Origin of the sequence: Oceaniglobus roseus, from assembly GCF_002869745.1 — a bacterium.
In the GTDB taxonomy this organism is placed as follows: Bacteria; Pseudomonadota; Alphaproteobacteria; order Rhodobacterales; family Rhodobacteraceae; genus Oceaniglobus; species Oceaniglobus roseus.
Genome location: NZ_PNOS01000015.1, coordinates 49,786 through 68,493, shown reverse-complemented (window position 1 = coordinate 68,493; position 18,708 = coordinate 49,786). Strand labels below are relative to the sequence as shown.

The 18,708-nt window shown below is 69.7% G+C and carries 23 protein-coding genes; 16 read left to right on the top strand and 7 right to left on the bottom strand.

Going from position 1 to position 18,708, the window contains the following annotated elements; genetic code table 11:
* Positions 1 to 40: 40 nt before the first annotated feature.
* Positions 41 to 730 carry an LbetaH domain-containing protein gene (locus A7B20_RS09600; RefSeq protein ID WP_102108355.1) on the top strand — a complete coding sequence of 230 codons (690 nt, stop codon included), beginning with the start codon at positions 41 to 43 and terminating at the stop codon, positions 728 to 730.
* On the opposite strand, the gene A7B20_RS09595 is transcribed toward A7B20_RS09600, so the two are convergent.
* Complete coding sequence (locus A7B20_RS09595; protein ID WP_102108354.1) at positions 657 to 1,853, bottom strand: alpha-D-ribose 1-methylphosphonate 5-triphosphate diphosphatase; 1,197 nt, start codon at positions 1,851 to 1,853, stop codon at positions 657 to 659. The genes A7B20_RS09600 and A7B20_RS09595 overlap by 74 nt on opposite strands.
* 82 nt (positions 1,854 to 1,935) lie before the next feature.
* A complete protein-coding gene (gene phnF, locus A7B20_RS09590) occupies positions 1,936 to 2,649 on the bottom strand; it encodes a phosphonate metabolism transcriptional regulator PhnF (RefSeq protein WP_102108353.1) in 714 nt (237 codons plus the stop codon).
* A gap of 96 nt (positions 2,650 to 2,745) precedes the next feature.
* On the opposite strand from phnF, the gene phnG reads away from it, so the two are divergent.
* The 8 genes from phnG to phnN all read left to right on the top strand — a co-directional run bounded on the left by phnG (position 2,746) and on the right by phnN (position 8,248).
* Complete coding sequence (gene phnG / locus A7B20_RS09585; protein ID WP_102108352.1) at positions 2,746 to 3,201, top strand: phosphonate C-P lyase system protein PhnG; 456 nt, start codon at positions 2,746 to 2,748, stop codon at positions 3,199 to 3,201.
* The gene (phnH, locus tag A7B20_RS09580) at positions 3,201 to 3,761 is read left to right on the top strand and encodes a phosphonate C-P lyase system protein PhnH (protein WP_102108351.1); all 561 of its coding nucleotides are present in this window, start codon (positions 3,201 to 3,203) and stop codon (positions 3,759 to 3,761) included. The genes phnG and phnH overlap by 1 nt, the downstream gene beginning before the upstream one ends.
* On the top strand, positions 3,761 to 4,855 hold the full coding sequence (locus tag A7B20_RS09575; protein ID WP_102108350.1) for a carbon-phosphorus lyase complex subunit: 1,095 nt from the start codon (positions 3,761 to 3,763) through the stop codon (positions 4,853 to 4,855). The genes phnH and A7B20_RS09575 overlap by 1 nt, the downstream gene beginning before the upstream one ends.
* 164 nt (positions 4,856 to 5,019) lie before the next feature.
* On the top strand, positions 5,020 to 5,343 hold the full coding sequence (locus A7B20_RS09570) for an endonuclease domain-containing protein (protein WP_102108349.1): 324 nt from the start codon (positions 5,020 to 5,022) through the stop codon (positions 5,341 to 5,343).
* The gene (locus tag A7B20_RS09565; RefSeq protein WP_102108348.1) at positions 5,340 to 6,209 is read left to right on the top strand and encodes an alpha-D-ribose 1-methylphosphonate 5-phosphate C-P-lyase PhnJ; all 870 of its coding nucleotides are present in this window, start codon (positions 5,340 to 5,342) and stop codon (positions 6,207 to 6,209) included. The genes A7B20_RS09570 and A7B20_RS09565 overlap by 4 nt, the downstream gene beginning before the upstream one ends.
* Entirely contained in the window at positions 6,209 to 7,021 is an 813-nt protein-coding gene (gene phnK, locus A7B20_RS09560; protein WP_245866770.1) for a phosphonate C-P lyase system protein PhnK, read from the top strand. Before A7B20_RS09565 ends, phnK begins: the two co-directional genes overlap by 1 nt.
* A 4-nt stretch (positions 7,022 to 7,025) precedes the next feature.
* The gene (gene phnL, locus A7B20_RS09555) at positions 7,026 to 7,709 is read left to right on the top strand and encodes a phosphonate C-P lyase system protein PhnL (RefSeq protein WP_102108347.1); all 684 of its coding nucleotides are present in this window, start codon (positions 7,026 to 7,028) and stop codon (positions 7,707 to 7,709) included.
* A complete protein-coding gene (gene phnN, locus A7B20_RS09550) occupies positions 7,706 to 8,248 on the top strand; it encodes a phosphonate metabolism protein/1,5-bisphosphokinase (PRPP-forming) PhnN (protein ID WP_102108346.1) in 543 nt (180 codons plus the stop codon). The genes phnL and phnN overlap by 4 nt, the downstream gene beginning before the upstream one ends.
* Here phnN and A7B20_RS09545 read toward each other — a convergent pair.
* Positions 8,230 to 8,907, bottom strand: coding sequence for a DUF1045 domain-containing protein (locus A7B20_RS09545; protein WP_102108345.1), 678 nt, complete (start codon positions 8,905 to 8,907; stop codon positions 8,230 to 8,232). The two genes, phnN and A7B20_RS09545, sit on opposite strands and share 19 nt — an antisense overlap.
* Positions 8,908 to 8,941: 34 nt before the next feature.
* Here A7B20_RS09545 and A7B20_RS09540 point away from each other — a divergent pair, with 34 nt between their 5' ends.
* A complete protein-coding gene (locus A7B20_RS09540; protein ID WP_102108344.1) occupies positions 8,942 to 10,087 on the top strand; it encodes an alpha-D-ribose 1-methylphosphonate 5-triphosphate diphosphatase in 1,146 nt (381 codons plus the stop codon).
* A 4-nt stretch (positions 10,088 to 10,091) separates the two neighbouring features.
* Here A7B20_RS09540 and A7B20_RS09535 read toward each other — a convergent pair whose 3' ends face one another.
* Positions 10,092 to 11,126, bottom strand: coding sequence for an aromatic ring-hydroxylating dioxygenase subunit alpha (locus A7B20_RS09535; protein WP_102108343.1), 1,035 nt, complete (start codon positions 11,124 to 11,126; stop codon positions 10,092 to 10,094).
* A gap of 42 nt (positions 11,127 to 11,168) precedes the next feature.
* Positions 11,169 to 12,098 (bottom strand): LysR substrate-binding domain-containing protein, encoded by a 930-nt coding sequence (locus tag A7B20_RS09530; RefSeq protein WP_102108342.1) that lies wholly within the window; start codon positions 12,096 to 12,098, stop codon positions 11,169 to 11,171.
* Between the two features lie 122 nt (positions 12,099 to 12,220).
* On the opposite strand from A7B20_RS09530, the gene A7B20_RS09525 reads away from it, so the two are divergent.
* The 6 genes from A7B20_RS09525 to A7B20_RS09500 all read left to right on the top strand — a co-directional run bounded on the left by A7B20_RS09525 (position 12,221) and on the right by A7B20_RS09500 (position 17,455).
* On the top strand, positions 12,221 to 13,351 hold the full coding sequence (locus A7B20_RS09525; protein WP_102108341.1) for a hypothetical protein: 1,131 nt from the start codon (positions 12,221 to 12,223) through the stop codon (positions 13,349 to 13,351).
* A gap of 80 nt (positions 13,352 to 13,431) precedes the next feature.
* The gene (locus tag A7B20_RS09520) at positions 13,432 to 14,019 is read left to right on the top strand and encodes a peroxidase-related enzyme (RefSeq protein WP_102108340.1); all 588 of its coding nucleotides are present in this window, start codon (positions 13,432 to 13,434) and stop codon (positions 14,017 to 14,019) included.
* Between the two features lie 126 nt (positions 14,020 to 14,145).
* The gene (locus tag A7B20_RS09515; RefSeq protein WP_102108339.1) at positions 14,146 to 14,889 is read left to right on the top strand and encodes an amino acid ABC transporter ATP-binding protein; all 744 of its coding nucleotides are present in this window, start codon (positions 14,146 to 14,148) and stop codon (positions 14,887 to 14,889) included.
* A 1-nt stretch (position 14,890) separates the two neighbouring features.
* On the top strand, positions 14,891 to 15,727 hold the full coding sequence (locus tag A7B20_RS09510; RefSeq protein ID WP_245866765.1) for an amino acid ABC transporter permease: 837 nt from the start codon (positions 14,891 to 14,893) through the stop codon (positions 15,725 to 15,727).
* 18 nt (positions 15,728 to 15,745) lie between these two features.
* Positions 15,746 to 16,573 (top strand): transporter substrate-binding domain-containing protein, encoded by an 828-nt coding sequence (locus A7B20_RS09505; protein WP_102108338.1) that lies wholly within the window; start codon positions 15,746 to 15,748, stop codon positions 16,571 to 16,573.
* A 9-nt stretch (positions 16,574 to 16,582) separates the two neighbouring features.
* Entirely contained in the window at positions 16,583 to 17,455 is an 873-nt protein-coding gene (locus tag A7B20_RS09500) for an amino acid ABC transporter permease (RefSeq protein ID WP_102108337.1), read from the top strand.
* On the opposite strand, the gene A7B20_RS09495 is transcribed toward A7B20_RS09500, so the two are convergent.
* On the bottom strand, positions 17,452 to 17,772 hold the full coding sequence (locus A7B20_RS09495; protein ID WP_102108336.1) for a non-heme iron oxygenase ferredoxin subunit: 321 nt from the start codon (positions 17,770 to 17,772) through the stop codon (positions 17,452 to 17,454). The genes A7B20_RS09500 and A7B20_RS09495 overlap by 4 nt on opposite strands.
* Complete coding sequence (locus tag A7B20_RS09490; protein WP_102108335.1) at positions 17,762 to 18,697, bottom strand: fatty acid desaturase family protein; 936 nt, start codon at positions 18,695 to 18,697, stop codon at positions 17,762 to 17,764. Before A7B20_RS09490 ends, A7B20_RS09495 begins: the two co-directional genes overlap by 11 nt.
* Positions 18,698 to 18,708 lie beyond the last annotated feature (11 nt).

Genomic DNA, 18,708 nt, shown 5'->3' with positions numbered 1-18,708 from the left:
CGGACGTCGGAACCTGAGTACATTTGCAAAGAAGAAGCCCATGGCGCGACTGAGCGAGAATGAACCCTTCCTGCACCCGGATTGCGAGATCGTGGACACCCGGTTCGGCCACTATGTCGAGATCGGACGGGGCAGCCGTCTGGCCCACTCCGTGATCGGCGACTATTCCTACTGCGACCGTTACGCCGACATCGCCAACGCCGAGGTCGGCAAGTTCGCCAATATCGCGAGCTTCGTCAGAATCGGCGCCACCGATCACCCGATGGAAAAAGCCAGCCTGCACCACTTCCACTACCGCTCGGCCGACTATTTCGACGACGCAACCCATGACGAGGCCTGGTTCGCGCATCGACGGTCCCGCCGCGCGGTGATCGGGCACGACACCTGGATCGGCCACGGCGCTCAGATCCGTCCCGAGGTGACGCTGGGCCACGGCTCGGTCGTGGCGGGCGGGGCGATCGTGACGAAGGACGTGCCGCCCTACACCATCGTCGCCGGAATCCCGGCGGTGCCGCTGCGCCCGCGCTTCGCGCCGGAGATCGCCGAGGGGCTGATCGCGCTGGCGTGGTGGGACTGGCCGCACGACAGCCTGCGCGCGGCGCTGGACGACTTCCGCACCCTCGGCGCGGCGGCCTTCCTCGGGAAATACGCCGGGACTACTCCGCCGCGTGGGCCGTCGGCAGCGCCTGCGGACGAAGGCGCGACAGCCGCCCCGCCAGATCGCCGCTGAGCCACGACCAGCGGCCCGCCGCCAGCGTGCCCTCGATCCGGCGCGTCTCCGCATGGACCAAAGTCAGGTCGGCCCTGAGCCCCGGCGCGATCCGCCCCCGGTCCTTCAGCCCGAGGAGACGGGCGGGCACGGTCGAGATCATCGCCCAGGCCTCGGCCAGCGGCATCACCCCCAAGTCCGACAGACGGAAGGCCGCGGCGGCGAGCGCCGGGTAGTGGTAATCGGACACCAGCGCATCGCAGAGCCCCTCGCGGATCAGCGCGAGCGCCGGGATGTTGCCCGTCTGCGATTGCCCGCGCACCACGTTCGGCGCCCCCATCAGCACCGGGTTGCCGAACACCTTCGCCTGCAAGGCCGGGGCGGCGCGGGTCGGGAATTCGCAGATCTTCGCGCCGATCATGCCGAAATAGTCCCTTGTCCGCGCATCCGGATCGTCGTGGCTGCCATATGTCACGCCCAGGTTGTCGAAGACGGTGGCGAGGTTGCAGAGATACCGCGGCACCTGAGGCGCAAGGGCCAGGTGGGCCCGCACCACCTCGCGGAACGCCTCGGGACTGCGCTGCGTGCGCGCCGCCCATGCGGCGAAGGCGGCCGGGGTCTCCTCGGCCATTTCCAGCGCCTCGGGGAGGTGGTTGTTGAAGACCACATAGCGCACGCTGAAGCGGCGCAGGGCGGCGACCAGCCGTTCCTCCGTCTCGGGCGTGTGCGTCTCGCAGCGCAGCTGCACCTGAAGGTCCGTCAGCGCGGCGGGGCGGTGGGCCTCCAGCTCGGCCAGGAACCGCTCGGCCGCGTCGGGGCCGCGGCTGCCGCCCTCCCAGGACCAGCTCTGCGCGAGGAAGGCGGTGGTAACGCCGCTGGCCGCCGCGTCCCGGTCGACCCCGGCCAGGCCCATGGCGGGGGGGAAGGGGGCGGAGGGGCGCGGCGCGAGGTGCCGCTCGAACGCATCGCCGTGGAGGTCGACGATGCCGGGCAGCAGGAGGTAGCCCGAGAGATCCAGCGCGGGCGCGCCGGCCCCGCCCTCGGCCAGCCGCCCCTCGACAACGGCGATGTCGTCGCGCGAGAGGCGGCCGTCGCGAAGGCAGGTTGCGCCGCAAAGGCGAAGGGGGTCGATCGGAGGAGTCATCGCTGGCCTGCCCGCTGGGTTTCAGGCCATCCTGCCTGCGCGATGCGTCAGGAATGTAACGTTATCCCCAGGATCGTGCGAATTATCCACAATCGCCCACGGTCAGCGTCACCCGGTCGCCCGCGAACCACGTCCGCCCGTATTCCACCGGCACGCCCTCGGGGTCGACGTTGATCCCCACCGTGCGCAGCAGCGGCGCATTCTCCGCGCACCTCAGGTGCAGCGCCTGCGTGGCCGAGGCGGGCCGGGCGTCGAGCCGGGTGGAGGCGCGGGTGTAATCGGCGACTCCGCCCCGGGCGAGCGCTTCGGTGACCGACAGCGTCTCCTCCAGATCCCTCGGCAGGGTCGGGAAGCGGTCGGCGGGAAAGACGCTGGTGAAGACCGCGATCGGAAGGCCGTCGGCCAGCGAAAGACCCTCGTAGGCGTGGACCGCAGCGCCTTCGGGCAGGCGCAGCGCCTCTGTCTCGCGCGCGTCGCCGGCGCGGGTCTCGAGTGCGAGGATGGTCTTCGCCGGGATCCGCCCCGCCGCGGCAAGGTTCTGGCGGAACCGCACCCGCCGCCCGATCGGATAGTCGGTCGGCCTGAGGGTGACGAAGACGCCCGCGCCGCGCCGGGGATGGACCAGTCCGGCCTCGGCCAGGGCAGCAAGCGCGCGGCGCACCGTGTGCCGGTTCACGCCGAACCGCGCCGAAAGCGCCGCCTCGGTCGGCAGGCGGTCGCCCGGCGCATAGTGGCCGTCGGCGATGTCGGTGCGCAGGCTGTCGGAAATCGCCTGCCAGATCGGGGTGCGCGTCATGCCGTCATCAAAGTTTCACGCTTGGGGGGCTTGGCCTTTGCCCGCCCCGGGGGTATGATTTGTCTAGTTGTATAGGAATTCGCCGAAGGTGTCCAGATGACTGGAACCGCCGATACAGTCGCTGCCCGCAAGGCCTGGATGGGCCTGCTGGCCAAGGCCCCCGCCGCGAATCTGGCTACGGCCTGGGGTGCCGCGGGGCTGGCGCCCGACCATGTCGTCCTGCGCGGGCCCGAGATCGGCAGCGTCATGGTGCGCGGCCGTGCGGGGGCCGTGGGCGCACCCTTCAACCTCGGCGAGATGACGGTCACCCGCTGCTCGGTGAAGCTCTCCTGCGGGACGGTCGGGCACGGCTATGTGCAGGGGCGCGACGGCGGCAAGGCCAGGATCGCCGCGCTGGTCGACGCGCTGATGCAGACCGGCGCGGCGGAGCGGGTCGAGACGGCGGTGCTGGCGCCCCTGCGCGAGGACGCGCACCGCCGCAAGGACACGCGCGCGGCGAAGGCGGCGGCGACGAAGGTGGAGTTCTTCACCATGGTCAGGGGAGAGGACTGATGCAGGCGGCAACCCTGGAAGGCGGCTTCGGCGACGGGCCGCGCGACGCGGCCCATGCCTTTCGCGCGGTGATGACGGCGATGGCACGGCCGGGCGAGATCGTGACCGTCGCGGGCGCGCGGCCCCCCGCCCCGCTGTCGGCGGCGGCGGGCGTGGTGCTGCTGACGCTCTGCGACCCCGACACGCCGCTGTTCCTCGCGCCTTCCCATGCCCTGCCACAGGTGCGGGAGTGGATCGCCTTCCACACCGCCGCGCCCCTCTGCCCGGCCGCGGGCGCCATGTTCGCCCTCGGGCCCTGGGACGCGCTGCCGCTGGCCGATCTTCCACTTGGCACATCCGAATACCCCGACCGCTCGGCGACCCTGATCGTCGAGGTCGACCGGCTGGACCCCGAAGGCGCAACCCTCGCCGGTCCCGGCATTGTCGGCACCGCCCGCCTGTCCCTGCCCGACCTCGCGGCGTTCCGCGAGAATGCGCGCCTGTTCCCCCTCGGGCTGGACTTCGTCTTCACCTGCGGCGACCGCCTGGCGGCGCTGCCGCGCAGCACGAAGGTGTCCTGATGTATGTCGCGGTGAAGGGGGGCGAGCGCGCCATCGACAACGCCCATGCCTGGCTCGCCGAGGAACGGCGCGGCGACAGGGCGGTGCCCGAGCTTACGGTGGCGCAGATCCGCGAGCAGATGTCGCTTGCGGTGAACCGGGTGATGGCCGAGGGCTCGCTTTACGATCCCGACCTCGCGGCGCTGGCGATCAAGCAGGCGCGGGGCGACCTGATCGAGGCGATCTTCCTGATCCGTGCCTACCGCACCACCCTCCCCCGCTTCGGCGGCTCCGCACCCCTCGACACCGGCGCCATGGCCTGCGACCGGCGGGTGTCGGCGACGTTCAAGGACGCGCCCGGGGGGCAGGTGCTGGGGCCCACCTTCGACTACACGCACCGCCTGCTGGACTTCAAGCTGGCCGCCGACGGCGAGGTGTCCGCCCCCGCCGAGGCGGAGGCACGGCAGGAGGCGACGCCGCACATCATGTCCTTCCTCGACCGCGAGGGCCTGATCCAGCCCGAACCCGAAGGCGCCGACACCCCCCCGGACCTGACCCGCAGCCCGCTGGAGCTGCCCGCCGAAAGGGCGCTGCGGCTCCAGGCGCTGACCCGTGGCGACGAGGGATTCATCCTCGGGATGGCCTATTCGACCCAGCGGGGCTACGCGCGCAGCCATGCCTTCGTCGCGGAGCTGAGGATCGGGACGGTCCCGGTCGAGATGGAGATCCCCGAGCTGGGGTTCTCGGTCGAGATCGGCGAGATCACGGTGACGGAATGCGAGACGGTGAACCAGTTCCGCGGCAGCCGGACCGAGCCGCCGCAGTTCACCCGCGGCTATGGCCTGGTCTTCGGGATGACCGAGCGGAAGGCGATCTCGATGGCGCTGGTGGACCGGGCGCTGCGCTGGAAGGAGCTGGGCGAGGACGACGTGGGCGCCCCGGCGCAGGACGAGGAATTCGTACTCTACCATTCCGACAACATCCAGGCGACGGGGTTCCTCGAGCACATCAAGCTGCCCCACTACGTCGATTTCCAGTCCGAGCTCGAGCTGATCCGCAAGCTGCGCCGGGAGGCCGCGGCGGCGTCTTCGGCATCGGGGGAGGCCGCGGAATGAGCGCCCGAGAGCCCCTCACCCTGGCCCTCTCCCCGTCGGGGAGAGGGAAGCCCGCCCGGACGGACCGTGGTCCGTTAACCACCCGGTCACCTCTTGTCGCAAGGCTTTCCGCCGGGCGACATGCCCTCTCCCCCCTGGGGAGAGGGTCAGGGAGAGGGGACGCCATGCGCCGGACCACGATGCGGACGCACCATGCGCGGATCCTCCGCCAGGTGCCGACCCCGGCGGAGCGCCTGCTCTGGGAGGCCCTGCGGGCCCGCCGCCTTGCCGGGCTGAAGTTCCGCCGCCAGGTGCCGCTCGGAGACGGCGTCGCGCAGTTCTACTGCCCGGCCGCCCGGCTTGCCGTGGAGGTGGAGGACGGTCCGCCCGACCCGTTCCGCGACCGCGCCCGCGCCGCGCGCGACATCCGCACGCTCCGCATCGCCCCCGCCGCGGTGGAGGTCGATCTTGCCGGCGTCCTCGCGCTGATCGAAAGGACCGCAGGATGAACGAGTACAACTTCGCCTATCTCGACGAGCAGACGAAGCGGATGATCCGCCGCGCGATCCTGAAGGCGCTGGCCATCCCCGGCTACCAGGTGCCCTTCGCCAGCCGAGAGATGCCGATGCCCTATGGCTGGGGCACCGGCGGGGTCCAGGTCTCGGCCGCGGTTCTGGTCCCCGAGGATACGCTGAAGGTCATCGACCAGGGCGCCGACGACACGACCAACGCCGTCTCGATCCGCCGCTTCTTCGAACGCACCGCCGGGGTCGCGGTGACCGAGGCGACGGCGGAGGCGAGCGTGATCCAGACCCGTCACCGCATCCCCGAGGCGCCCCTGCGCGCCGACCAGATCCTCGTCTATCAGGTGCCGATCCCCGAGCCCCTGCGCTTCCTCGAACCCTCCGAGGTCGAGACGCGGAAGATGCACGCGCTGGAGGACTACGGGCTGATGCATGTGAAGCTCTACGAGGACATCAGCCGCCACGGCGCGATCTCCACCTCCTATGCCTATCCGGTGAAGGTCGAGGGGCGCTATGTGATGGATCCTTCGCCGATCCCGAAGTTCGACAATCCCAAGCTCGAGATGGCGGCGATCCAGCTGTTCGGCGCCGGGCGCGAGCAGCGGATCTACGCCATTCCGCCGCACACCCGCGTCGTCAGCCTCGACTTCGAGGACCACCCCTTCGAGGCGAGCAAGGCCGACCACGCCTGCGGCCTCTGCGGCGCGACCGACAGCTATCTCGACGAGCTGATCGTCGATGACGAGGGCGGTCGGATGTTTCTGTGTTCCGACACCGATTACTGCGCCGGACGCCGCCGGGCAGGCCACGCGGGTGCCGAGGCTGCGCCTTTCGAGGAGGATGCCGCATGATGGAGCTCGCCATGGACGCCGCCATCGGAGCGACGGCCGGGACGACGCCCCTCCTCCGGGTCGAGGGCGTGACGAAGCGCTACGGCGCGCGGATCGGCTGCGCCGATGTCTCCTTCGACCTCTGGCCGGGGGAGGTCATGGGCATTGTCGGCGAATCCGGCTCGGGAAAGTCGACGCTGCTGAACTGCCTTGCCGGACATGTCCCGCCGGACAGCGGCGCCGTCCTGTTCGACACCCGCGACGGCGGGCTGCGGGATACCCTGACCATGCGCGAGTCCGAGCGGCGGATGCTCTCGCGCACCGACTGGGCCTTCGTCCACCAGCACGCCCGCGACGGGCTGCGGATGAACGTCAGCGCGGGCGGCAACGTGGGCGAGCGGCTGATGGCCGTCAACGCCCGCCACTACGGGCGGATCCGGGCGAAGGCGACGGACTGGCTGGGCCGGGTCGAGATCGCCGCCGACCGGATCGACGACCGGCCCACGGCCTTCTCGGGCGGCATGCAACAGCGGCTCCAGATCGCGCGGAACCTCGTGACGGGTCCGAGGCTGGTGTTCATGGACGAACCCACCGGCGGCCTCGACGTCAGCGTGCAGGCGCGGCTTCTGGACCTCCTGCGCGGGCTGGTGCGCGAGATGGGGCTTTCGGCGATCATCGTCACCCACGACCTTGCCGTGGTGCGGCTGCTGGCCGACCGGCTGATGGTGATGAAGGACGGCCATGTGGTGGAGTCCGGGCTGACCGACCAGGTGCTCGACGATCCGCAGCACGCCTATACCCAGCTTCTCGTCTCCTCCGTGCTGCAGGTCTGAGCCCATGATATCGGTCGAAAACGTCTCGAAATCCTTCGTGCTGCACAACCAGGGCGCGGCGCGGATCCCGGTGATGGCGGAGGCTTCGCTCTCGGTCGCGCCCGGGGAATGCGTGGCGCTGGTCGGCGCCTCGGGCGCGGGCAAGTCGACGTTGATGCGCATGATCTACGGCAACTACCTGACGGGCGCGGGCCGTATCCTCGTCGGCGGTACCGACGTGGCCGCCGCCGCCCCGCGCGAGATCATCCGCCTGCGCCGCCACACGCTCGGCTATGTCAGCCAGTTCCTGCGGGTCGTCCCCCGCGTGCCGACGCGCGAGGTGGTGGCCGAGCCGCTGCTGGCCACGGGCAGCGCGCGCGACGCGGCGCTCGCGCGGGCCGAGGCGCTGCTGGCCCGGCTGAACATCCCGGAACGGCTCTGGTCTCTCAGTCCCACGACCTTCTCGGGGGGCGAGCAGCAGCGGGTCAACATCGCCCGCGGCTTCGCCCACCCCTACCCCGCGCTGCTGCTGGACGAGCCGACGGCAAGCCTCGATCCCCTGAACCGCGCCACGGTGCTGGCGATGATCGGCGAGGCGAAGGCGCGGGGCGCGGCGATCGTCGGCATCTTCCACGACGCCGAGGCGCGGGAGGCGATCTGCGACCGCGAGGTCGACGTGACCACCTTCACCCCCGGGGCCGCGGCATGAGCGGTCGGGTGATCGCCGTCGTCGGCCCCTCGGGCGTCGGCAAGGACACGGTGATGCAGGCGCTGGCCGCCCGCGATTCCCGGTTCCGGCTTGCCCGCCGGGTCATCACCCGGCCCGCCGAGGCGGGCGGAGAGATGTTCGAGGGGGTCGGCGAGGCCGAGTTCAGGCGCCGGGCCGAGGCCGGGGCCTTCGCGCTGTCCTGGCAGGCCCACGGTCTGAGCTACGGCATCCCGGCGGGGATCTCCGATGCGCTGGACGAGGGCTGCGACGTGCTGGTCAACCTTTCGCGCCGTGTGCTGCCCGAGGCGCAGGCGCGGTTTCCGCGGCTCGACGTCATCCTGCTGACGGCGGACCGCACGGTGCTTGCCCGCCGCCTCTCCGCGCGCGGCCGCGAATGCGCGGAAGATATCGAGCGGCGGCTTGGCCGGGCCGCGCTGGACCTTCCCGAGGGCATCGCGGCGCACCGGATCGACAACAGCGGGCCGATCGAAACTACGGTGCAGGCGGTCCTGCGTTGCCTCTACCCGGTCAGGGCATGACGGTGGATCTGGTGGAACATCCCCTCCGCGTCCTCGCCCATCAGCGTGATCGCGTCGAGCGTGAAGGGGCCGCGAAGGGTCTCGGGAAGGCGCGGCTCCAGCGCCGCGACGATGTGCCGTCCCTCGCCCTCCTCCACCGGACCGCTGAGCGTCAGGTGGAAGTGGAAGTCGTCGAAGACGTAGGGATACCCCCACTCCAGCATCTGCCGGTCCTGCCGTTCGCTCAGCCCCGCCCGGCGGCGGCGGGCGATGTCGGCCTCGCCGAGGGGCGCGCGGAAGGGATCGAAGGCGCGGACGATGGCGGCCTCGAGGCGGTTCAGCGCGCCTGTATCGCCGACTGGGCGCATCGCAACGAAACGATGCCCGTGACCAACGGCCAGTCCATCGAGGGTGACGGCGGCATGAGCCTCGGCAAACCGCGCGACCGCCTCGACCAGCTCCGCCTCGCGCGCCCCCTCGGCCAGCCGGAACGGCGCCTTCAGCGTGCCGTGGAAGCCGTAGCGGCGCGGCACCTCGGTCAGCGCCGCCACGTCGAGCCCCGGGATTTCGGGATGCGCCACGCGCCGTCCCGTGGCACTGTCCCACCCCAGCCAGGCCGCTCCGAATTCGGCGGCGGGCCCCGGGGGCGGGGTGTAGAAGATCGCGTAACGCTTGAACATCTGCCCTTCCTTGCACGGACACGGTGACACCGACATGACAGAAGAGACCATCCTCGCCAACGCCCGCCTGATCCTGAGGGACGAGGTGATCACGGGCGCGCTGCGGCTGAAAGCGGGTCGCATCGCCGGGATCGAGCAGGGCGGCGCCGTGCCGAAGGGTGCGACGGATCTTGGCGGCGACTACCTGTCGCCGGGTCTGGTCGAGCTGCACACCGACAACCTCGAACGCCACCTCGCCCCCCGCCCCAAGGTGGACTGGCCCCACCGCGCCGCCATCGTCGCCCACGACCGCGAGCTTGCGGGGACCGGCATCACCACCGTCTTCGACGCGATCCGCGTCGGCTCCATCGTCTCGGACAGCGGCAAGCGCTACGGCAAGTACGCGCGGCAGATGGCGGACGAGATCCTGGGGATGCGCGACGCGGGGGCGCTGAAGATCAGCCACCACATCCATCTCCGGGCCGAGATCTGCTCGGAAACGCTGGAGGAGGAGCTGGCCGAGTTCGGGCCGGAGGACCGGGTCGGCATCGTGTCGATGATGGACCACACGCCGGGGCAGCGGCAGTTCAGCGACATGGACAAGTACCGCGACTATGTCTGCGGCAAGCACGGGCTCGATCCCGCGGGGTTCGAGGCCTACGTCGACTTCCTGCGCGGGCTCCAGTCGCGGTTCGGCGCGACGCACGAGGCAGCGGTGGTGCAGGCGGCGCAGCGCTATGGGGCGGCGCTGGCCAGCCACGACGACACGACGCCCGAGCAGGTGGCCGCCAGCCACCGCCACGGCGTCAGCATCGCAGAGTTTCCGACCACCCTCGCCGCGGCCGAGGCCTGCCATGGCGCCGGAATCGTGACCGTCATGGGCGCGCCGAACCTGATCCGCGGCGGCTCGCACTCCGGCAACGTCGCGGCGCTGGAACTCGCGCAGGCGGGGCGGCTCGACATCCTGTCGTCCGACTATGTGCCGGCGGGGCTGCTGCTGGCCGCCGTCCGGCTGGGCGAGGAATGGGGCAACCTCGCGCAGGGCATGGCCACCGTCACCGACACACCGGCCCGTGCCGCGGGCCTTGCCGACCGCGGGCGGCTGGAGGTGGGCCTGCGCGCCGACGTCATCCGCTTCTCGACGGCCGAGGGTCTGCCGGTGCTGAACTGCGCCTGGTGCGCGGGCGTGCAGGTGGCCTGACCGCTCAGACCACCGTGCTGGTCCGCTCCGCCGCGATGGCGCGGTCGAGCATCAGGCGGAACTGCTTCGCCCCCGCGTCAAGCCCGAGGTCCAGCGCGGGCGTCGCCGGGTTCTTCATTCCCTGGTGCACCTTCTCCAGCACCGCGCGGTCCTCCTCGAAGGCCATCCGCGCGCCGGCGTTCATCCGCTCGGAAATCGCCCGGTCGTCCGGATCGGTGTTGCGGTGCTGGAACCAGAAATACCGGGTGTTGTCCCCGTCCAGTGGCGTCATGAAGTTGTAGGAGATGTTGACATAGGTCTCCGCCACCGGCGTCATGTCCGGCCCGCCGGTGCCCGGAGGCGTACAGACCGACTTGTTCAGCCCGATCCCCGGCAGGCACATCTCGTAGTGCTGGAGCCGGTCGCAGGGCCCGTCGAACTTCAGCAGGTCCGCATAGTAGGGCGACGGCGGCTGGCCGTAGATCCAGCGCCCCACGATCACCCCGCGGTCGGTCCTTTCCACCGACAGCGGCGCATTGTCCGTCCCGGCCCCCTTGAACGAGCTGACGTGCACCCAGGCGACGTGACTCGGGTCCAGCAGGTTGTCGCAGACCCAGAGATAGTGGCAGGCCAGGTCCATCACCCCGCCGTCGGTATAGCCCCAGGCGGGGTTGTCGAAGTTCTCGATCGGGAAGATCAGGCTTTCGTCGGCCAGCTCCGGCTCTCCCATCCAGATCCAGAGCAGCCGGTAGCGGTCGGCGACCGGATAGGACTTCACACGCGCCCGTCGCGGGATCGCGTCGGGCTGGGTCGGGGCGGCGACGCAGGTGCCGGAGCCGTCGAAGGTCAGCCCGTGATAGCCGCATTCGACGGTGTCCCCGATCAGCCGCCCCTCGGACAGCGGCAGCTTGCGGTGCGGGCAGGCATCCTCCAGCGCGACCGGGGTGCCGTCTTCGCGGCGGAACAGCACCACCCGCTCGCCAAGGTAGGTCTGGGGCGACAGGGCACGGGTGATGTCGCGGCTCCAGGCGGCGGCGTACCAGCAGTTTCTGAGGAACATGGCACAGTCCTTCGGTTATGAGATGTAGAAGCTCAGCTAATACTAAGTCGGCGCGGTTTCGGGCAATGCGGGTTGATTTCGGGCTTCCCGCTTGATCCAGTCCATGAACAGACGGAACTTCGGAATGTCCTGGGCCAGCGGCTGGCAAACCAGCCAGTAGGACAGCGGCGAGGCGACGACATGGGGATAGGGGCGCACCAGCCGCCCGTCGGTCAGCGCGTCGATCACCAGCGGCCCGCGGCCAAGAGCGATCCCCAGCCCTTCGGCCGCCGCCTGAACCACCATGTTCGCCTGACCGAAGCGCCGCGTCGCCAGCCTTGGCGGCAGGGAGATGCCGCATTCGCGGGCAAAGAAGGCCCAGTCGGGCTTCGAGCCGCCGAAATCGCCGTGCTCGTCCTGAAGCAGCGGGTGTTCCGCCAGGAAAGTCTCGATATCCGGCAGCGGCCCGTCGAGCAGATGCGGCGCGCAGACCGGGAAGATCTGCTCGCCCATCAGGTGCTCGACATGCAGTCCGGGATTCTGGCCGAACCCGTAACGGATGCCGATGTCGGCCTGTGCGGGCGAGAACGGCGCGCGGCCCGTGTCGGTGGTGATCGAGATGATGACCTCGGGGTGGTTCAGGTCGAACCGCAGCAGCCGCGGAAACAGCCAGGTGAATGCGAAACCGGGCAGGCAGCTGATGGTGACGGTGTCGTCGGCGCGGCGGCGGTCCTGCAACTCGGTGCAGGTGTCCGAGATCCGCCCCAGCCCCTCGGCCACCGCGCGGGCCAGCTGTTCGCCCTCCCGCGTCGGGATCGAGGTGCGGGCGCCGCGGGTCAGCAGGGCCTGGCCCAGCCACTCCTCCAGCGCCTTCACGTGCTGGCTCACCGCGCTCTGGCTGATGCCGAGCTCGTCGGCCGCGGCGCTGAAGCCGCCAAGGCGCACGACGACCTCGAAGGCGCGCAGGGCCGAGAAGGGAAGCGAGCGGATCATATTAGCCAGGCTAATGCAGCACATGAGCGGTTTCAAATGGTTTGACGCGATCCGGCGCGGCACCCTGAACAGGGATGAGATGCACGGCGGGTGCATCTTTCGGCATGGGCGGAAGGCGCGGCATGAAATCTGACCCGGCGGACAGGGGCGCCCTGAACCTCCTGCGCCACGCGGCGGGCCTGCGGCGGGGCGAGCGGCTGCTGATCGCCTTCGAGCCACCCGAACACGGCTATTTCGAACCGGGCGTCACCGCCCGCGTCGCGAAGGCCGCCCGCGACCTCGGCGCGACGGTCGACCTGTTCGACACCGGCTTCGCACCGGAGATCCGCCGCCTGCCCCCGGCGCTTGCCGACAGGATGCGCGCGGCGGACATCACGGTGTTCCTGTCGCGGCTCGGCGACCAGCTGCGCTTCGCCGGTCTGCCCGAGGGCCGGATCGTCGTCTGCTTCGCACTGTCCGAGGCCATGCTGGGCTCGGCCTTCGGCACCGCCGATCCGCGGGCCTTCTCCGCCCTCAAGAGGCTGATCGACCGCCACCTCGGCGCCGCGCGGTCGGTCCGCGTGACCTGCCCGCGCGGCACCGATTTCAGCGGCCGACCCGACACGACGCCGACCACGACAGCGGCCAGCGACGTGCGTTGTCGGCGCTTCCCGGTCTCGGTCTTCTCGCCCGTGCCGGCCGCGGGCTTCTCGGGCCGGATCGCGCTGCCGGGCTTCCTGTGCGGCACCGGCTCGCGGTACTACCCCCGCCAGACGGTGAGGTTCGAAGGCCCCCTCGCCGCGCGGTTCCTCGCCGGGCGGCTGACCGGGTTCGAAGGCACGCCCGGCGACGTCGACCGGGCCGAACGGCAGTACGACCGGATCGCCGCGCTCTACGGCCTCGACCGGAACGCCATCCACTCCTGGCACGCGGGCATCCACCCCGCCTGCGCCTTTCCCTGGCCTGCGCGGGGGCGCATGGAGCAGTGGAGCGGATCCGCCTTCGGCAATCCGCGCGTGCTGCACTTCCACAGTTGCGGGGCGGAGGCGCCGGGGGAAATCTGCCTGAACGTCATCGACCCGACGGTGTGGATAGACGGCGTTCCGGTCTGGGAGGACGGCGTGCTGCACCCCGCCCGCCTGCCCGGCGGCGCCGAGCTGCTGGAGCGCTGCCCGGACATGGCGGCGCTGTTCCGCAGGCCCGATTTCCGGATCGGGCTGGACCGGCGCGGCGAAAGGATGCAGCCGGCCCACGCGGTCGCAAGGGCCTGGTGACGCGCGCCGCCGCCCCCCTTCCCCGCCGCGGCGAAACCTGCTGAGATGACGGCGCCTCCCCTCCCGAAAGGACGAACGACATGGCTGCCTGGATACGGATGATCCCGGACGACGAGGCCGACGACGCCTTGCGCGCCGCGCTGGACCTGGCCCGCACCCCCCACGGCACGGTCGACAACGTGATGCGGGTCCATTCGCTGCGCCCCTCGACCATGGTCGGCCATGTGAAGCTCTACCGCGCCTGCCTGCACGACGACGCCAACACGATCCCGATGTGGTTCCAGGAGGTCATCGCCTCCTGGGTCTCGGTGCTGAACGACTGCACCTATTCCCACGCCAACCACTGGGCCAACGCCCGCCACCTGATCGGCGACGACGCCCGCGCCGACGCGGTCGAGGCCGCTCTGGCCGCCCGCCGCCCCGAAGACGCCTTCGCCGGAGCCGAACTGGCGGCGCTGGCCTATGCCGCGAAGCTGACGCTGACGCCGGGGCCGATGGTGCGCGCGGATGTCGAGGCGCTGCGCGAGGCGGGCTGGAGCGACGGGGAGATCCTGGAGATCAACCAGATCACCGGATACTTCAATTATGTCAACCGCTTGCTGAACGGGCTCGGGGTGACGACGGACGGCGACGTCGTCGGATACTATGCCTCGGGCGATGGCGCCTGAGACGCCGGAAATGCGGGCAGCGCGACGGTTTTCCGGCAGTCCCGGCAGCCGCCGCCCCCGGAAATCCTTGCATCCTGCAGCTTCGACCTATCATGCTCGGGGCAACGCGGGGGACGACACCACGACATGACGAAGGCGCCGATCATCGTGGCCGAGCATCTGGACAAGTTCTTCGGCGATTTCCAGGCGCTGAGCGACGTCAGCCTGACGGTCCACCAGGGCGAGCGGGTGGTGGTCTGCGGGCCCTCCGGTTCGGGCAAGTCGACGCTGATCCGCTGCTTCAACGGGTTGGAAAGCCACGATGCCGGGCGGCTCACGGTCGAGGGGGTGGAGCTGGTGCCGGACAGCCCGAAGATCCGCCAGCTGCGCCAGGACGTCGGGATGGTCTTTCAGCAGTTCAACCTGTTTCCCCATCTCTCGGTGCTGGAGAACCTGACCATCGGGCCGATGAAGGTCAGGAAGCTGCCGAAGGCCGAGGCCGAGGCGACGGCGCGGAAGTACCTCGACCGCGTGCACATCCCCGAGCAGGCCGGGAAGTACCCCTCGCAGCTGTCGGGCGGCCAGCAGCAGCGCGTCGCCATCGCCCGCGCGCTCTGCATGGAGCCCCGCGTGATGCTGTTCGACGAGCCGACCTCGGCGCTGGACCCCGAGATGATCGGCGAAGTGCTGGACGTGATGGTGGAGCTTGCGGGGACCGGCATGACCATGGTCGTCGTCACCCACGAGATGGGCTTCGCGAGGAAGGTCGCGGACCGCATGGTGTTCATGGAACAGGGCCGGATCGTGGAAGTCGCGCCGCCCGAGAAGTTCTTCTCGGCCCCCGAAAGCGCCCGCGCGAAGCTGTTCCTCGACCAGATCCTGGAGCACTGAGGTGACGCTTGCCGACACCGGGCGCCCGGCCGCGCCGCAGCGCCCCTGGACGGCGAAGCGCGTGCTGAACGCGCGGCCCGTGGCCGTCGCGCTCTACCTCGTCATCGTCGCGGCGATCGTCTGGGCCTCCTACGCCGGGGCGCAGCGGATGGGCTACAACTGGCAATGGTATCAGGTGCCGAAATACTTCGGCAGCTTCACCGACGACGGCTTCCAGCCGGGCGAGATCCTCTTCGGCCTCGGCGCCACGGTGCTGCTCTCGGGCCTGTCCTTCCTGCTGGCCGTCGCGCTCGGCCTGCTGGTCGCTTTGCTGCGCCTCTCGGGCCTCGTCGTCGGCCGGGCGGTCGCCGTCGGCTATCTCGAGCTGATCCGCAACATCCCGCTCCTCGTGCTGCTCTACCTGTTCTACTACGTCCTCGGGCCGATCTTCGGGCTGGACCGCTGGTGGGCCTCGATCCTGACGCTTGCCGTGTTCCACGCCGCGCTGATCTCGGAAATCCTGCGCGCCGCGATCAACGCCGTGGCGCAGGGCCAGTGGGAGGCGGCGTCGGCCATCGGGATGAGCCGCGCCCAGGCCTATCGCTGGATCATCCTGCCCCAGTCGGTGCGCTTCTTGCTGCCGCCGATGACGGGAGAGTTCATCGCGCTGATCAAGTCCTCGGCCATCGTCAGCGTCATCGCGGTGGCCGAGCTGACGACCATCGGGCGCAACATCATCTCCGACACGTTCATGAGTTTCGAGATCTGGTTCACCATCGCCGGCGTCTACCTGATCCTGACGCTGGTCCTGTCCTTCGGCGTCAGCGCCCTGGAGAGGCGCCTCGCCACCCGTCAATAACCCACAGGGAGACTTCAAATGTCACTGACACGCAGAACCCTCGGCCTGGCCCTCGCGGCGCTGCTCGCCACCGGCCCGGCCTTCGCCCAGAGCGCGACCCAGGCGCTGTCCTCGGAAAGCGTCATCGAGAGCATCAAGAAGGCGGGCGTCATCCGAATCGGCCTGTCGCTGTTCACCCCCTGGTCCATGCGCGACCTCAACGGCGAGCTGATCGGCTTCGAACTCGACGTCGGCCGCGCCCTGGCCGAGGACATGGGCGTGGACGTGGAGTTCGTTCCGACCGCATGGGACGGGATCATCCCGGCGCTGGTCTCGGGCAACTTCGACGTCATCATCTCGGGCATGTCGATCACCCCGCAGCGGAACCTGACGGTGAACTTCACCACGCCCTACGCCTATTCCGGCGTCACGATCCTCGCCAACAAGTCCATGACCGAAGGCTTCACGCTCGAAGATTACAACTCGCCCGACGTGACCTTCGCCGCCCGCCGCGGCGCCACCCCCGCCAACGTCATCGCCGAGATGTTTCCCGAGGCGAAGCTGCTGCTCTTCGACGAGGACGGCGCGGCGACGCAGGAGGTGCTGAACGGCAACGCCCACGCGACCATGGCCTCCGAGCCCACCCCCTCGACCGAGGCGCGGCGTTATCCCGACACGTTGACCGTGCCCTTCGACGAGAACTTCCTTGCCACGGGCGAAGCCTTCGCCGTGCGCAAGGGCGACCCTGACGCGCTGAACTTCTTCAACAACTGGATCGGCATCCGCACCGCCACCGGCTGGCTGAAGGAGCGTAACGACTACTGGTTCAAGGGCGACGACTGGGCCGACCAGGTCGCGCAGAAGTAAGGCCCCGGCTTGCCCTCGTTCCTGCGAAAGCTGAAGTGGCCCGACCTCGTGATCCTCGCGGTTCTCGCGGGGGTCTTCGGCTATGTCGCGCTGACGGTCGAGGGCAAGCTGAACTACGACTGGCGGTGGGAGCTGATCCCGAACTACATCCTGCGCTACCGCACAGACACCGAAAGCTGGTTCGCCAACCTGCTGTTGCAGGGTCTCTTCGCCACCATCCGCATCAGTCTCTATTCCAGCGTCCTTGCCCTGATCCTCGGCACGATCCTCGGGCTCGCGCGCACCGCCGAGAACCTGACGGTGCGGCTCCTGGCGCGCACCTACCTGGAGCTGCTGCGGAACATCCCCCCCGTCGTCATCGTCTTCATCTTCTACTTCTTCCTCTCCGCCCAGCTGATCGAGGCGCTGAACCTCAACGCATGGGCGCGCGACATAGCGCGGGGCGAGAACACGGCGGTCTGGGAGTTCTTCTTCGGCGACATGCGGCGCTTCCCGTCGATGGTCGCCGGGGTGATCGTGCTGGCGCTGTTCGAATCCGCCTTCGTGGGCGAGATCGTGCGCGCCGGGATCGAATCCATACCCAGGGGCCAGCGCGAGGCGGCGCGATCCATCGGAATGAGCCGCTGGCAGGAGATGCGATACATCGTGCTGCCGCAAGCGCTGAAGAAGGTGGTGCCGCCGCTCGCCAACCAGTTCATCACGCTGATCAAGGACAGCTCGATCATCTCGCTGATCTCGGTGCAGGAACTGACCTACAAGACGGTCGAGCTCGTCGCCTCCACCCGGCTGATCTTCGAGGCCTGGATCACCACCGCCGCCTTCTACTTCGTGCTCTGCTTCGGCCTGTCGATGCTGTTCCGCAGGCTTGAACGCGCCCGCTAGCCCCGCAGCCGGACCTGAACCCGGCCGTCCCGCACCCGCGCCGGAAAGGTCCGCATGGGCCGCGTGACCGGGGCCGAGACGGGGCGGCCGTCGCGCACGTCGAAGGCCCCCTGGTGCAGCGGGCACTCGATCACGTGGCCGTCGAAGTAGCCGTCGCACAGGTCCGCCCCGCCGTGGTTGCAGAGCGCGAGCGACACGAAGATGCCCGTGGGCGTGTCATAGACGGCCAGCGGCCGGCCCTCCAGATCCACCCGCGTGACCCAGCCGCGCTCGATCCCGGACAGCGCGATCAGGTCGCGCCAGCCGTCATCCTCCATGGCGCAGCTGGCGCAGGATGTCCCGGTGCGCGCCCAGGTATCCGCCCGGCTCGACATGGACGTGATCCTTCAGCTTCCGGTGCAGCCGCGGCAGCGCGTGGAACGGGACCGACGCGACATAGTGATGCTCGGCGTGGTAGTTCATGTTCCAGGACAGGAACCGCCAGGGCCACGAGACGAGGTTGGTGCGGGTGTTGTCGTGCATCTGCGCCACCATGGGCCGGCCCACATGCTCGGTCATGCGGATGAAGCGCATCACCGGCTCTCCCAGCACCAGCGGGATGAACCAGAACCACAGGGGCGCGGTCCAGCCGGTGGCCAGCATCGTGAGCGCGAGCGCGGTGTAAAGCGCCAGCATGATCCGCGCCTCGCGGATCACCGTCCGCTCGGCCACCTTCGGCAGGAACCGTTTCTCGTGCAGGTCGATCCTGCCCGCGGCATGGCGGACCAGCTCGCGGATCTTGGTCCGCCAGTAGGGGATCGCGCTGAGATAGAGAAGGTATTGCCCGAACGTCCGCGGCATCGGCACCAGCTCGGGATCGTCGCCGTCGATCTGGGTGTGGGTGTGGTGGTCGCAGTGTTCGTAGCGGAAGAACTGGTGCGGCAGGATGATGATCGCCCCGCAGATGTTGCCGACGAGATCGTTCAGCCAGCGGGTGCGGAACACCGTGTAATGCACGCACTCGTGCTGGAGCGAGAAGTGATGCACCAGCACGACGCCATGCACGAACATCGCGGGCCAGATCAGCCAGCTGTCCCAGGCCAGCGCCACGCCGGTCGCCGTCAGCGCCAGCAAGACGATCCAGAGCGCAAGGTGGCGGAAGGCGGGGCCGTTGCTGCGCCGCATGAACGCGCGCAGCTCGGCGCGGGTCAGCTTCCCTTCGGACAGGGCCTGGGTCAGGGGGGTGACGATGGCCTCGGGCATCGGCGGCTCCT